At 62.0% G+C, this 13,975-nt stretch carries 9 protein-coding genes; 1 reads left to right on the top strand and 8 read right to left on the bottom strand.

Features of this window, described 5'->3' with window-relative positions:
• Window positions 1-144: 144 nt before the first annotated feature.
• The 4 genes from BV034_RS00940 to BV034_RS00925 all read right to left on the bottom strand — a co-directional run bounded on the left by BV034_RS00940 (window position 145) and on the right by BV034_RS00925 (window position 8,229).
• A complete protein-coding gene (locus BV034_RS00940) occupies window positions 145-2,865 on the bottom strand; it encodes a hypothetical protein (RefSeq protein WP_050023197.1) in 2,721 nt (906 codons plus the stop codon).
• Between the two features lie 507 nt (window positions 2,866-3,372).
• Complete coding sequence (locus tag BV034_RS00935; RefSeq protein ID WP_050023195.1) at window positions 3,373-4,386, bottom strand: ThuA domain-containing protein; 1,014 nt, start codon at window positions 4,384-4,386, stop codon at window positions 3,373-3,375.
• A 164-nt stretch (window positions 4,387-4,550) separates the two neighbouring features.
• On the bottom strand, window positions 4,551-5,855 hold the full coding sequence (locus BV034_RS00930; RefSeq protein ID WP_050023193.1) for a DUF1501 domain-containing protein: 1,305 nt from the start codon (window positions 5,853-5,855) through the stop codon (window positions 4,551-4,553).
• 55 nt (window positions 5,856-5,910) lie between these two features.
• Window positions 5,911-8,229, bottom strand: a complete 2,319-nt coding sequence (locus tag BV034_RS00925) for a DUF1549 domain-containing protein (protein ID WP_050023191.1) — start codon at window positions 8,227-8,229, stop codon at window positions 5,911-5,913.
• A gap of 397 nt (window positions 8,230-8,626) precedes the next feature.
• Here BV034_RS00925 and BV034_RS00920 point away from each other — a divergent pair, with 397 nt between their 5' ends.
• Window positions 8,627-9,379 (top strand): exodeoxyribonuclease III, encoded by a 753-nt coding sequence (locus BV034_RS00920; protein WP_050023189.1) that lies wholly within the window; start codon window positions 8,627-8,629, stop codon window positions 9,377-9,379.
• 1,210 nt (window positions 9,380-10,589) lie between these two features.
• On the opposite strand, the gene BV034_RS00915 is transcribed toward BV034_RS00920, so the two are convergent.
• The 4 genes from BV034_RS00915 to BV034_RS00900 all read right to left on the bottom strand — a co-directional run bounded on the left by BV034_RS00915 (window position 10,590) and on the right by BV034_RS00900 (window position 13,970).
• Window positions 10,590-11,927, bottom strand: coding sequence for a Gfo/Idh/MocA family oxidoreductase (locus BV034_RS00915; RefSeq protein WP_050023265.1), 1,338 nt, complete (start codon window positions 11,925-11,927; stop codon window positions 10,590-10,592).
• Between the two features lie 165 nt (window positions 11,928-12,092).
• Window positions 12,093-12,818, bottom strand: coding sequence for a DUF4013 domain-containing protein (locus tag BV034_RS00910; RefSeq protein WP_050023187.1), 726 nt, complete (start codon window positions 12,816-12,818; stop codon window positions 12,093-12,095).
• Between the two features lie 90 nt (window positions 12,819-12,908).
• Window positions 12,909-13,424, bottom strand: coding sequence for a hypothetical protein (locus BV034_RS00905; protein WP_050023185.1), 516 nt, complete (start codon window positions 13,422-13,424; stop codon window positions 12,909-12,911).
• Window positions 13,425-13,514: 90 nt separating this feature from the next.
• Window positions 13,515-13,970 (bottom strand): DoxX-like family protein, encoded by a 456-nt coding sequence (locus BV034_RS00900; protein ID WP_265592494.1) that lies wholly within the window; start codon window positions 13,968-13,970, stop codon window positions 13,515-13,517.
• Between the last annotated feature and the right edge of the window lie 5 nt (window positions 13,971-13,975).

The following is a 13,975-nucleotide window of genomic DNA, read 5'->3' as shown; positions in this document are numbered from 1 at the left end:
GCCCCTCCCCCGTCATGCCGAAGGCATCCCAGACGGTAGCCAGGGGCCGGGCGAGTCTCACGAGCCCTGCCCCTGGAACGCCGCAAAATTTCCCGCATCCTGAAGGGATGCCAGAACGGTACTTTCCTCCCACCGACCTCCCCCCTACGGTCCCACCTCGCTCACCACCACCACCGTATTCTCATCCAACCGCGTCACGCTAGCCTCACCCACCTTGAGCCGCCGCCCATAAATGGACGCCATCTGGAAAACAGGTCGCTCTACGGAAATCGTCGTGCGCCGGTTGTCGGGCGATGGCACATAGGGAAACTCATAACGCACGTCCGTGAACGTGTCCGTCACCACCTGGGGCGGCGCGTTATCCCGCGTCAGGTCCCAGTTTCGCTCAGAGAACTTCAGATCCAAACCCACCAGGTGATCCTCAAAGTAGATCTGCTCGCTGAACACGGTCCCCGGCGGCATCACGGCGGGAGCCTGCAACGAGGCCTTCTGCACGCGATTGTCCGGCTGGCCGCGGGGATCCATGAAATAATAATCCATCCCGCTGCTGAAGCTGAGGCCATAGCCAGGACCAGCAGTCCCCGGGCGAAAGACGCTCAGGACATCCAACACGGGCCGCGCCCCGGCTTTGACCTCGCCCAACAACCGTTGCGCCAGTTCCTGACTCTCGGCCGACGGAGGAACCACTTCGCTCGCGGGCAGCGGCAGGACAAGAAGCTGAAAGCGCGAACTCTGCTGCGGCTGGATCTCGTGCCCCGCCTCCCGGGGCGGCACGGCTGGAGGCGGATTGTCCTCAGCCGTCACTCTCAACACGCACCAGCGCAAACCGGTGAGAGCGCCTCCCGGGGCATTGGGATCACGCACCGGCTCCACCGCCACCACCTGCGGCTGATTCAACGGCAGCCGCAACTGGGTGACCAGATTGCTGGCGCGAAACTGAGGCCGCCGAAGCCCGGAGCTGCTCGCGTTGGTTCCTGCAACCCCCGGCTGCCACACTCCCCAATGCCGCCAAACAGGCTCACCTGTGGATTGCAGCGCCATCGCCACCTCGACCCCATCCGTATCGAACTTTTGCACTCCCAGCTCGACCTCCTCCCCAGTGTGACGCTGACCCAGCATGCGCATGTTGAAGTAGATGCCACCCGCATGCGAGGCCGTGTTGACATAGCTGCCGCCGTAGAAGTTTACCGGCTCCCCAAGCGTGCACTTGGAGGTTTCGTCCAGACGCAACGACTGCGTAGAAAGGGTGGACAGCGTTGCCTGACCCGACTCCACCGACTTGAGCAAGTCTGCCGCCAACGGAGCCGCCTGCCCAGGACCCGCCGCGAGGAGTTTATCGGTCCAGGTCAGCGGCGTCTCGATACGCCACAAGGTCGCCTGGAAGGCCGGGCCCGGCGGTGGAGATGTGCCTCCCACGAAAAAGGCAGTGGGTTCGCTCACCCCGGACGCATCCTTCGGCCCCTGAAATCCACGGCAGACATACCGGGTGAAAACAGCGTGAACCCGGTCGCGCCGAATGGCCGCGGCGGTGAGGACGCCCTTCCCTGACGCCCACACCACCGCAGTGTCCAGCCTCTGCCCCTGCAGGCCGTAGAGACCCTTGTCAGCAAGTTCCAGGTTGTCCGGCTCATCCTCGCGTCCTTCCATCGCGTGCTTCCACCGCTGCCAGCGAAGCGGCCCGGTAGGCGCTTCCAGTTTCAGTTCGGCCACCACCCGCAACTTGGGATCATCAGGTGGTGCAGTCAGGAAAAGCGTGCCCACCTCCATTCGCTGGCGCACGCTGTAGGGGCTGTCCTCACTGACCAGCGGGCGGAAGATGCGGGAGTTCGCCGGAGGCTCAAACCCGCTGGGGTCATTCCATTGAAGTTCACCGCTCACCCAGTTCGGACCACCTCCTGTCGAGGTCGCCAGAGAAGCTGCGCGCAGCACTCGCGGTGCAGCCGGATCCTCCGGACGGCGGAACGCCACGGCGAGCCATTCGCGCAACTTCGACTCATCGCCTTCACTGGTCTGGCGATTCAGGAGCCAACGCTGAAAATCCTCCCTGGCCAGATCCAGCGTCCAGGTCTGCAAGGTGCCTGCTGAATGCAGCCGCTCTGGAGCAAAGGTTGGTGCTTTCCTCGCCTCAGGGTTCGGTTGGTAGGCGATCTTCCCAAACAGCGCCAGCACGTGAGTGCCCGTGTTGTTGGGATCGCTCCCGTCCGATGGTTCCATCTGTGCCGCCACCAGGAAGGGCGCCTCCAGAGGCACCACCGACTGAGTGTAAACGGACCAGGGTCGGAAGATCGCCCGGGGCGTGTCAAAGAGAGCATGCTTCCACACAGGCGCGGGGCGCAACGTGGGCTCGTTCACATGGAGGAAGGTGAGGTCCAGGTGCGCGGCTCCGCGGTCAGGTGCCACGTGGATGGCGCCGTTCATCTGCGTGCCCACCCGCTCTTCTGAAAGATTCTGCACCAGATTGCCCCAGAGCTGGGGGCTCAACTGTGTGGCTCCTTCCCGCTGCATGTCGTCCCAAATTTGGGACGACTCTCCCTGCGGGACAAATCGGTACGGCTTGGTATAGCCCTCCCGGAATTCCTGACCTGGCCCAGTTTCGGCATCTTCGGCTGTCACCAGCGTCAGCTTCTTGTCCGCATTGGCCTTCTCCAGCCAGCGATGCCAGGACTGCGAGTCCCCGTCTTCTTGCTGCGACATGGCCTCTGCAAAGTCCTGGGCAGAGATGCGCAGCAGTCCCAGGGACAAGCGGATTCTCCCCGGATCGAGTTGGCGACTTTCGTTCGAGAGCAGAAACTTCAGCGGATCGGGACCCGGCGCCAGACGGCGATAAACCACATCCCCTTGGGCCAGGATCACTTCCGGGGCCATGCCGCACCAAGCTGCGACGACCAAAAGCGATAAAAGAACGAACTTGCTCCGGCCCGGAGGGAAGACGGCGTGACTTTGAGGGTCCATGCCCAGAGAGCGCAGGGATTTGTTCGATATGCGTCAAGAAGAGGTGGGAGCGAGGGCGAGATGGGCTTGGGGCCCCCCTCCGCCCTGCTCCCACGCCAAGGTTCTATCCCATCACAAGCGCCCCTGACCAAGGCAACCGAGGCGGTCGCCCTACAACCCAGGATCTTCGCCCGCGGGTTCATTGACAGAACATCCATAGATCTGTGTGCCCGCATCCCACCCTCGACGCCCTGTAGGGCAAGCGCCCCGCTTGCCGCAAACGGCCCCCGACTCGTCAGCCGACATATCCCCTCCCCACCCAGTACCCCCGCCAGCATCCTCCCCATCAGCGTCCCCCAACACCCCACAAAAAAGGGCGCACCCTTTCCAGGCGCGCCCTCACTGCTAGTTCAAACAAACGACCTTCTGCCAATCCTCCGCTTACTTCGCGTCCGGGTTCGGCTCCGCACTCCCATCGGCCAGGCCGAGGGCCCACTTGATGCCGCCGAGGATGTGGGCCTGGTACTGCTGGGCCAGCTCCACGGAGTTCACACGGCCTTTCATCTCCGGATCGGCGCTCCAGAGGTCTTCACGGTGGCCGAGGGAGGTGTAGAACACCTTGCCTTCACCGGCTTTACGAGCCCAGGCCACGGGGAAGAAGCCGGTTTCCTCCACCTTGTTCGGGTGGTGGCGCATATGCCAGAGGGAGCGGATCTTGCTGCGGTCCTGGCTCTTGATGAGATACATCTCCTCCTGCTTCAGGTTCCAGGTCTCACCGATGCCAGCGTTGGCCGGGTGCTTGGTGTCGGCGGCCACGAGGTCCGCGGGGACCTGGGCACCGTGACCGGCGAACTCACCCTGGAGCATGCCGATGTAGCCGGTGAACTTGTGGAAGGTGTCGCTGGCGGAGTGCATGCCGATGAAGGCGTGGCCTTCTTCGATCCACTTGATGAAACCTTCTGGATCAGGCAGCGGGAGATCGCCGGTGGTGTTGGCGAAGATCACGCCGTCGATGCCCTGGGCCTTGAGGTTCTCCGGGCTCAGCTTGGCGAGGTTGGCCTTGATTTGGGTGTCGAACTCCGCCTGCGCGGCCTTGGCCTGAGCCTCGACTTCCGGCGTCCACTTGGCCATGGCGGCCTCGTAGCCCTTGATCTCCTTGTCGTACTTTTCCTTGGCCTTCGCGTCAGCGTCCGGGGCCAGATCCTTGGGCTTGTTGGGCTTCTTCGGCACCTGGACTTCCGGCTGCTTGCAGGTGTCCACAATGGTGTAGGCCTTGGAGCTCTCCGCGAGCTGGGCCAGGGTCTTTTCTGCAAACGGGATGGAGCCGTGGCGGAAGCCGGTGGTGGTGGTCACCAGGATGACTTTCTTGGCCTCAGCGGCGTGGCTGACGACCGGCAGCAGCCCGGCGGCAGCGGCCAGGATGGCGAGGGTCCAGGAGAAGGTGCGACGTTTCATGACAGTGTGTGGGTGAGGTGGGTGCTTTGAAAGGTGATTGAGATGAGGGCGGAGTTTAACGTCCGAGCCGCCCGCTTTGCATCACAGAAACCAAAAAACCACGGCCACCCAACAGGATGGTCCGTGGTTTTTTGAACAGAGAAGAACTCGTCGCGGGGACTGACTTAGCCAAAGATGCCCGTGAGCGGCTGCCCCTTGTCCGCCACCGTGAAGGGGCGCTTGCTGGGGGAGTAGATCACCTGGTCCAGCGGCAGGCCCAGGGCGTAGCCGATGGTCGCGTTGATGTCGGGAATCTCGATCTTGTTCTCCGCCACCTCGCGGCCTTCCGCATCGGACTTGCCGTAGGTCATGCCGCCCTGGATGCCACCGCCGGCCATGATGCCGGAGAAGACCTTCGGGTAGTGGTCGCGACCCACGTTCTGGTTGATCGTCGGCGTGCGGCCGAACTCAGACATCAACACCACCAGCGTCTCCTTCAGCAGGCCGCGGGCGTTCAGATCGGCGAGCAGCGAGGAGAGGCCCTTGTCGAGCGTCTCGCACAGTTCCGGCACGCGCACGAAGTTGGCCGTGTGGGTGTCCCAGCCACCCAGTGACACTTCCACAAAGCGCACCCCACGCTCCACCAGACGGCGGGCGAGCAGACAGCCCTGGCCGAAGGCCTCGGTGCCATAAGCCTTGCGCAGATCTTCGGGCTCCTCCGTGAGGTCGAAGGCCTTGAGGTCCTCGCTCTTCATCATGGAGATGGCGTTGTCATACATGTCCGAGTACGCCTTCACATTCCGGTGCGGGAACGTGCTGCGGAACTCCTTGTCCAGATCGTCCGCCAGGGACATGCGGGAGGCAAAGCGCTCCTCCGTGAGGTTGCGCTGGATCTTGACGTTCTTCAGCCCTGCCTCGGGATTGCCCACAAAGAGCGGGTTGTTGCCCGCCGGGAAGAAGCCAGCCCCGGGGTGGCGGCTGTCATTGCCCACGTACACATAGTTGGGCAGGGTGCTGTTGCCACCGCCCTGGAAGACATTGAGCCAGGCACCCATGCCGGGGTGGCGGATCGTGCCACGCAGCGTGTAACTGGTGTGCATGAAGTAGTTGCCCTGCTCATGCGCCCCCTGCGTGGAGGTGATGGAGTTCAGCACGGCCGCATGATGCATCTGCTGCGCCGTGAGGGGCAGGTACTCGGAAATACGCACGCCATCCGCGCTGGTCTTGATCGGCTTGGTGGGACCGGCCGTCTCCACGCCCTCCTTCGGATCCCACGTGTCCAGATGGCTCTGCCCGCCGGACATGTAGAGGTAGATCACGTTCTTGGCCGTGGCCACCTGCTTGAGCTTGGAAGATCCCTCAAAGGCGGCGTGCGCCTGCGACGGGGTGAACACTTCCGGCAGCAGACCCACCCCGAGGAGGGTGCTCGCCGTGCGGGCAACAAACTGGCGACGATTGATTTCGTCGGAGCGGAGCAGTCGGTTATTCATGGTAGCGGGTGGGCTTGATTGAACTGGCGGGTGAGGAAATGAACTGACGAAATACTTACTGGATGAAGATGAACTGCTGGGTGTTGATCAGGGCGTAGATGAGGTCTTCCATCGTGTTAAGACCTTTATCCTGGGCCTTGCTCCAGACCTCCCTCTCCTGCGGCGTCGGCTTGCGGGAGAGCAGCGTCATGTAGGCGGCATCCACCTTGTCATCGGGATACGGCGCCTTGTTGATGGTCAGCATCAGCTGGGAGTACTGGTCCATGATCTGCGGGAGCAGAGGACTGTTCATCATCGCCAGCGCCTGGGGCACGGAGGCATCGTAGTTGGCGTTTTCGATCGTCTCGCGATCGCTCTGGCCGAACTCACGCAGGTAGTGGCCACGGGGCGCAGGGGACTCGATCTCTGCCGAGCGCAGCCACTGGCGCATCTGGCCCACCCGGGACTTCGCGTAGTCGCGCACCTTTTTCTCGGGGATGCCAAAATACGCGGCTTCATCCAGCAACACCTTCTGTTGGGCCTCGCGCTCTTCACGGATCTGCTCGTCCGTCTTGGGTGCCTTGTCATAGCCGGGGATCATCACCTTGGTGTCGATGCCCATGCTCGCTTCCATCGGGTTCATGGCCATCATGGAGGTCGCCCCTTCCGCCATGGCCGGGCCGGCCGCGGCACCGTCCACTGCGGCCAGCGTCGCCGAGGCCTCTGGTGTCCCAGTCTTGCCGCTCACGTTGGACGCCAGCTTGCGCATGGCAGGTACGACAATGTTGGCGTTCACCGACTGACGCGCCGCCCGCTGGAGCTCGCCGGACTCACGCCCCAAGGCCTTGACTTTCTCCTTGTCGCCATCCTCCCGAGCCTGGGCGATCTGCTTCTGCAGCTCCGTAAGCTTGGTGGATTGTTCCTTGAACTTCAGGCCCGCCGCTTCGGCGCCCTTCAGCATCTCCTCAGGCGTCAGGGTATCCAGGGAGGCACTGTACTTCTTGGCCGCAGCGATGCGCTGATCCGCCTGCTCACGCACCGGCAGGTTGGGCATGTCCGGCGTGGGGTTGATGAGCGCCACAAAGGAGTCCCACATCTGCTCGGCCGACATGCGGCGCAGGACGGGACCGGTGAAGTGATAGGGCATGCCCGCAGGAATCTCCTCACGGGTGACCGCGCTCTGATAAGCCCGGGTGTTGAAGAGCGTCCGCAGATAGGCCTTCATGTCATAGTCCAGGCTGACCATCAGGCCTTCCAGGTGTTTCATCAGCTCCGGGTTCATGGCCACCGTGCTGTCCATGAGCTCGTCCACAGGCTCGATCAGGCCCATGCCAAAGGCCTTCTTCCACAGACGGTTCGCCACCACATTGGTGAAACGCGGGTTGTCCCGGGAGGTCATCCACGCAGCATAGGCGTCCAGCTGGCCCTGGCCTTCCTTCTTCTCCACCGCCTTGCCCATCATCGCAGCAGGGGCCACGGTGGATTTGGGTTTGGCATCGGTGTACTGATAGTCGTGCGGCAGACGCAGCTCACGACGGTCGTTGAAGCTGGCGTCGGTGTAGCGAACGGGGTCACGCAGGCGGGTCAGGGCCTCATTCACAAAGCGGGACTCCTTGCGATATTCTTCACGGGCCTTGTTGGCCACGTCCTTGCCGTGAGCCTTCTCCATCTCGCGGATGGCCTTTTCACGGTCGCGCAGCAGGTCGCGCACACCCGTCAGGGCCCCGCCATTGTAGTCGTTGGTCTCCACCCCGTAGGTGAAGGCCGCCATTTCATAGAACTGCTTTTGCGACCACTTGTCGAAGGGGTGGTTGTGACACTGGGCGCACTCCACACGCGTGCCCAGGAAGATGCGCACCGTGTTGGCCATGTTGTCCAGCGGCATGCCGCGGTCTCTCATGTAGTAGCCAATCGCACCGTTCTCCCAGGAGCGGCCCTGCGCGGAAACCATCTCCCGCACGAACTGATCGTACGGCTTGTTCGTGCGCAGGCTGTCCTTCACGAAGTTCGTGTAGGCCGTGCCAGTGATGGCACCCGCCTGACCGTTGCTCTGGGCCCGCAGCACGTCCGCCCAGAAGTTGTAAAAGTGCTGCACATACCCCTCGCCAGCCAGCAGGCGGTCGATGAGCTTCTGCCGCTTGGCCGGATCCTTGGAGTTCAGATACTCCTCCGTCTCACGGTAGGTCGGGATGCGGCCCACGATGTCCAGATGGATGCGGCGCACAAACATCTCGTCCGAGACCGGCTCGTTGCCCTTGAGCTTGTTCTTCTGCCAGTCAGTGACCAGAATGGCGTCAATCTCCGCCGCCGCCTTGAGGGGGTCCGGCTTGGCGGCAGGCAGCGTTCCCGCCACGGCAAAGGCGAGAATAGCAAGGCAAGGCGTGAGCGTCTTCATCTTGGGCTAAAAACGATGGGTGTTTTTCTTTCTATCAGTAAGAACAATACGGTGTATGGACATCGAAGGGAGGTGAATGGATCATTCTACCCTGTGATTCGATAGGCGAAAAAGGTTCCGTGCCTGATGACGGGCGGCTTGCAGGCCGTCTGAGCAGGCGGCCGGGGCAGGCCGTCATGAGCGCGACTTTGTAAAAAAGGGCGCACATCCAGTCCATGCGGCTGAGCAAGATCCACCATGGCCGCAGAAGCGTATTTTCCCGCGACTCCGGTGACGTGGGCACCAAGGCAGAAGGGGTTGCGAGCCCGCCCTGCCTTGCCATGATAACCGCTTTCCCCCGGTCTTCACCGACCGACAAACCTTCTCAAACTCCCCTCACTCTCATCTTCCTCCTCCGATGAAACTCGTTTCCTGGAACGTCAACGGCATCCGCGCCTGCATGGACAAAGGCCTGCGCGAATACCTCACCGCCTGCGATGCTGACGTGATCTGCCTGCAGGAGGTGAAGGCCATGGAGGACCAGGCCGGGCTGGAGTGGTTCAAGGATTATCAGGTCGTCTGGAACGCCGCCCAGAAAAAGGGCTACTCCGGCACCGCGATCCTGACGCGCCTGCCCATCAAGTCCCACGCCATCGGCATGGGCATTGACGAGCACGACAAAGAAGGCCGCGTCATCACCGTGGAGTTCCCCGATCACTACGTGGTGAACGTGTACACGCCCAACGCCCAGGCCGAGCTGGCCCGCCTGCCGTATCGCCTGCTCTGGGACGACGCCTTCCGCCTCTATCTCAAGCATCTGGAGCAGACCAAGCCCGTGCTGGCCTGCGGCGACCTGAACGTCGCGCACAACGAGATCGACATCGCGCGGCCCAAGGAAAACCGCTTCAGCCCCGGCTTCAGCGATCAGGAGCGAGCCAGCTTCGGCAAGCTGCTGGAATCCGGCTTTGTGGACACCTTCCGCCACTTCGACTCCCGCCCACACCAGTACTCCTGGTGGAGCTACCGTGCCAATGCCCGCGGCAACAACGTGGGCTGGCGCATCGACTACTGGCTCGCCTCCCTGGGTCTCAAAGACGGCCTGAAGAGCTCCATCATCCGCCCCGACATCCACGGGTCTGACCATTGCCCGGTAGAGTTGGTGATAGGGTGAGGTGCGGGGACGATGGAGTGAGGGAGTATTGGAGAAATGGAGTGTTGAGTGACCGCAGCAGCACCACTCCAGCTTGCCTATGCCTTCATCTACCACACTGACTCTCCCTCTGCCTCGCCACCCTTAACGCCGGTCGCGCTGTCGACGTAAGGAGAACCGACCAACCGCGCGCGTTTTGGGGTGGCCACCAGGGAACCACCAGGGAACCACCAGGAGGTGCCAGCCTCATTCCGAAGTTGATCCCCAGCGGGGATCTCTAACACAGCCCAACGTTGGACGAGCCCTAGGCGAGTCAACGTTGGGTACGGTCAGGGAAGCTCTTCAACGCTGAAAGCGTTGTGTAGATGCTCCGTCTCCTGAGTCGGTTCCTTGGCAGTCACGTCTTGCTGCGATCACGGCAGACGCTGCTGGATGACAAAGGGTTCAAGCCCATCACAAGGGCCGCCAAAGCGGTGGTTCCCGCGCGCACTCCATCCCGACGCGTCGGGACGCATCCAGGGGGGAGATTGCGCATCGATCCAAGACCGCCCACCCGGCCTCCGATGTCGCAGGCCTGACGGCATTCAGACGCCCTTACGCGGCCAACACCTGGCGACGAAGTCGCTGTGGAGTGCGTGCGTGAAGCGCCGCTTTCGCCTGCGAGATGCACTTCCAACCCTCCCTGCACCCTAGCCAGCCGTTTCCCCCCTCAGCCTGCCCCAAGCTCCAACAGCCGCAGCACCTCACCCTCTGCCTTGCCACCCCAACACCGGTCGTAGCTGTCGACGTAAGGAGGCACTAACTGAAGCTTCTACGGCATGAATCTGGTGATCGAACTCCAACCACCCAACGCCCCGGTTCCAAACACCCAAGCGGACACCTTGGCCTCTTGATCCACTCCTCAGCCTTGCCGCCAAAGACCGGGAAATTGGTGCCTCCCTACGTCGACAACTACGACCGGCAATGGAAGTTGAATCGCAGAGGGCAAATGCCAGCCCCTTTGTCTACCAACACAGCCTGAAAAACCTTGTTCGCCGCAACAGTTGTACTGCATACCCCGGTCCCAGTTCCCGCATCATCCAGCGTACCCAAGAGCCGGGACGGCTCTTCTACATTGCCCAAGGTGTCACTTCCACGAACTCCGCCCCCCCAAACAAAAAACCGCCGGCACCTCATCGGCACCGGCGGTTCGAGTCATTTACATCTCAGACTCTTAACTCCCACCTCCCCATCACACCTTCCACTCGCCGCGGTAGTCACGCGTCAACCACTTGGGATCGCCACCGCTGACGATTTGGTTCTTGATGGGGTCCCACTTCAGGTTCGCACCGTAGTAGTAGCCGATGCTCAGCAGGTGGCAGGCGATGGCGCTGCTGGCGCCGATGCCCACGTCGCACACCGGCTTCTGGCGGGACTTGATGCAGGCCAGGAAGTCCTGAATCTGGTCCTTGCTGTTGTACAGCTTCACCTTGGCGTTGGTGAGGAACTCACGCTCCATCAGCGTGTATTCACGCTGGAGGGAGGTGCCTTTGTCGAGGTCCTTGTCCCAGAACTTGGCCTTCGTCTTGCCGCCGAGCACGAGCTCGAACTTGCCGCGGTTCACGTGCACTTCCCCTTCGGTGCCGAAGAAGCTGCAACCTTTGCCGGTCACGTGGTTCAGGATCACGCCGTTCGCGTACACGAGCTGGCCACCCTTCTGGGCGGTCTGCCAGTCGGCGGGCGGACGAAGTTCCACCGGGCCGTTCTCGTCCATGCCGAGGCCCCACTGAGCGATGTCGATATGGTGGGCGCCCCAGTCGGTCACCATGCCGCCGCCGTACTCACGGGAGTAGCGCCAGCCCATGGGGAAGTTCTTGGAGACGCCGCGGGGGCTGAGCTCCGAGTTGTACGGGCGCTCCGGGGCAGGCCCAAGCCACAGATTCCAGTCGAGACCGGGTTCCATCGCTTCCTCGGGGAGGGTGCACGGCTTGGCCGGGCCGCCGAAGGAGGTGTCCACCGTCTTGATCTCACCGATGACGCCGTTGCGCACCAGCTCACAGGCGATGCGGAACTCCGCACTACTGCGCTGCATGGAGCCGGTCTGGAGGATGCGGTTGTGCTTCCGCACCGTGTCCACCAGCGTGACCGCCTCGTGGATGTTGTGGGTCAGCGGCTTTTCGCAGTACACATCCTTGCCGTTGGTCACGGCCGAAAGGCTGATGATCGCGTGCCAGTGGTCCGGCGTGGCGATGCAGACCGCATTGATGTCCTTGTTCGTGGTGATCTCACGGAAGTCGTTCACCGCCTTGCAGCTGGTGTTGCCATAGGCCTTGTCCACCTTGGCCTTGGCGTCCTCGCGCCGGGTGGTGTCCACATCGCAGACGGCGACCACCTGGACGTTCGGGTACTGGAGGAAGCGGTTCAGAAGGCCGCCCATCTGCTTGCCCATGCCGATGAAACCCATGACGATGCGCTCATTGGGAGCGGCGTCCTGGGCCCAGGTGCGACCAGGGATGAAGAACGGAGCGGCAACGCCGGCGGTCGCAGTCTGCAAAAAGCGACGACGGCTGGAGGAGGAGGGTGCGGACATGGAGACGGTGTAGATGAGTTGGTGAGGGGACAACCCTACGCAGGCTGAGGGGCATTCTTGCATCCGCACGCTGCCAAATCCCGCCCTCCCTGACCTGGAAAGCAAGCGGGGCAGGCTTTTCAGCCTGCCCCGCGGGAATCTGGATGATTTGTGTGCCTGTTCCGGCTATGCGACGGCCAGTTTCGGGCTCACCGGCACGGGTTCACCACCGCGGCTCAGGTAGAGCTTGTAGACCTGCTTGCTCAGGTGCGTCCAGGCGAAGTACATCAGCGCCTGGGCGGCGAAGATCCCGACGCAGAAGGCGAAGAACCCGATGAAGCTCATCACCGCCCCGGCCACCAGCACGAACAGAGAGGCCATGAGAATCTCCTTCCACATCATGAGGGCGAACTTCTTGATGAAGTTGATGTCGAACGCCTGCACAAAATCCTGCACCAGCGAGGCGCGGATGCTCAGCGGCATCATGATGAGGGAGAGCACCGCGTAGATGCCGAAGTAGATCACCAGGGAAAGCAGGCTGATGATCAGGGCGAAGAACCCGCCTACGACCCCGTTGGAATCAGAGAGCAATGCCGAGAGGATCATGATGGGAATGAAAAGCACCACCCACAGCACCAGGCCCACGCCAATGCCAACCGCCGCCGTGGTGAGCACCGGCCACAGGCCGCGCTCCAGGTACTTGCCCAGTTGATTGAAGTCAAAGTCCGGGAAGGTGACGAAGTCCTCGTCGTTTTGGCGCATGTAGAAGCCCGTCACCAGCCAGCCGGCCAGCACGATGAAACCAACGAGCGGGATGATGCTGGAGACCAGGGCACACAGACCGGCGAAGAGCAGGTTCGTGACCCACTTGGGGCTCTTGAAGAAGTCAGTGATGGATTCGGCAAATTTCATGGTGCAATCAAGGCAGGGAGACGGGTGTTAGTGACTGAGGCAGCGGGGGGGTTTATGAGGAAAGGCGCAGAAAGCAGTTCAAGCGGGGTCTCACAGACCCGCCTCGTCTTTGGCGAGCGTGAGGTTGTCACTCAAGGCGCCCAGAGTGCGGTCAAAGCCGCGCTGCTTCACACGGAAGGCCTCTTCAGAAGGCGCTTCCTTGAGCCGCTCCATGTCGCGCTTGCAGTAGTCCAGCTGCAGCTTGAAGGACTCAATGCGCAGCTTGAAATAATCCCGCGTGGTGATCGCTGCCCCGCTTTCCACCATCACGTCGATCTCGGCCTCCATCGTGGCGATGGCGGACTGCGCCTTCTTCAGGTACTCCTCCTTGCTCAGGCGCAGATTGTCCTTCGTCCGCTCCCAGAGCTCCTTGCCCTTGATCTCCGTCTTGTTGGCGGCCTTCGACACTTCGCCGATCACCTTGTCGAGCATGTTCTTGGCTTTGTCCGCCGTGGTCTTGTCCACGAGGGGTTTGTCTTTCTCCTTTTCCTGGGCGTGACCAGTGAGGGGCGCGCTCAAGGCGAGCGCAAGGAATGGAACAGCGACAAGGGCGGGAAACGATTTCATGACAGGTGCGTGTAGGTGACCGTGTGCAGTATCTACGCCGATTCTTGTGCATATTGGTCCCCTTTGCGACACGCAAAATGAAAAAAGCCTTCACCTTTTTGACACACTCTCGGGCGTCCGGGGCCACCACCACACCAGCGCGGCGCAGGTAAAGAGGCATGCATCTTTGACCAGACCGCCAAAGGGATCATGCAGAGCCTCCGGGTTGCTCGTGATGACCAGCACCATGAGCACCAGCACCGCCAGCGTGGAGATCAGGGCCGCCGCACGCTCCCAGATCCCGCTCATGATGCCAAAGCCCGCCACGATCATCGCCACCCCCAGCCAGTAGAGCGTCTGCTCTGGCGAGCCCCACCACCAGCCGCTGCGGCGCACCATTTCGAACTGCGTGGCTGAAGGATACAAGATCTTCGGCATGAGCCCTTCCCACACCCAGACCAGCCCAATGGAGATGCGGGCGAAGTTCTTGATCCATTGCAGGCGATGAAAGTCCCCGAGGCTGACGGACACGATTTCGGGCTCCACAGCAATACTGACTTTGTGCATGTTCA

Origin of the sequence: Verrucomicrobium sp. BvORR034, from assembly GCF_000739635.1 — a bacterium.
Classification (GTDB): domain Bacteria; phylum Verrucomicrobiota; class Verrucomicrobiia; order Verrucomicrobiales; family Verrucomicrobiaceae; genus Verrucomicrobium.
This window is presented reverse-complemented; position numbering and strand designations above follow the sequence as displayed.

Excerpts from the sequence above, each read along its gene's own strand:
- BV034_RS00900 (WP_265592494.1), bottom strand. The coding sequence starts at position 13,970 with ATGCACAAAGTCAGTATTGCTGTGGAGCCCGAAATCGTGTCCGTCAGC.
- BV034_RS00940 (WP_050023197.1), bottom strand. The coding sequence starts at position 2,865 with ATGGCCCCGGAAGTGATCCTGGCCCAAGGGGATGTGGTTTATCGCCGT.
- BV034_RS00910 (WP_050023187.1), bottom strand. The coding sequence starts at position 12,818 with ATGAAATTTGCCGAATCCATCACTGACTTCTTCAAGAGCCCCAAGTGG.
- BV034_RS00920 (WP_050023189.1), top strand. The coding sequence starts at position 8,627 with ATGAAACTCGTTTCCTGGAACGTCAACGGCATCCGCGCCTGCATGGAC.
- BV034_RS00925 (WP_050023191.1), bottom strand. The coding sequence starts at position 8,229 with ATGAAGACGCTCACGCCTTGCCTTGCTATTCTCGCCTTTGCCGTGGCG.
- BV034_RS00905 (WP_050023185.1), bottom strand. The coding sequence starts at position 13,424 with ATGAAATCGTTTCCCGCCCTTGTCGCTGTTCCATTCCTTGCGCTCGCC.
- BV034_RS00915 (WP_050023265.1), bottom strand. The coding sequence starts at position 11,927 with ATGTCCGCACCCTCCTCCTCCAGCCGTCGTCGCTTTTTGCAGACTGCG.
- BV034_RS00930 (WP_050023193.1), bottom strand. The coding sequence starts at position 5,855 with ATGAATAACCGACTGCTCCGCTCCGACGAAATCAATCGTCGCCAGTTT.
- BV034_RS00935 (WP_050023195.1), bottom strand. The coding sequence starts at position 4,386 with ATGAAACGTCGCACCTTCTCCTGGACCCTCGCCATCCTGGCCGCTGCC.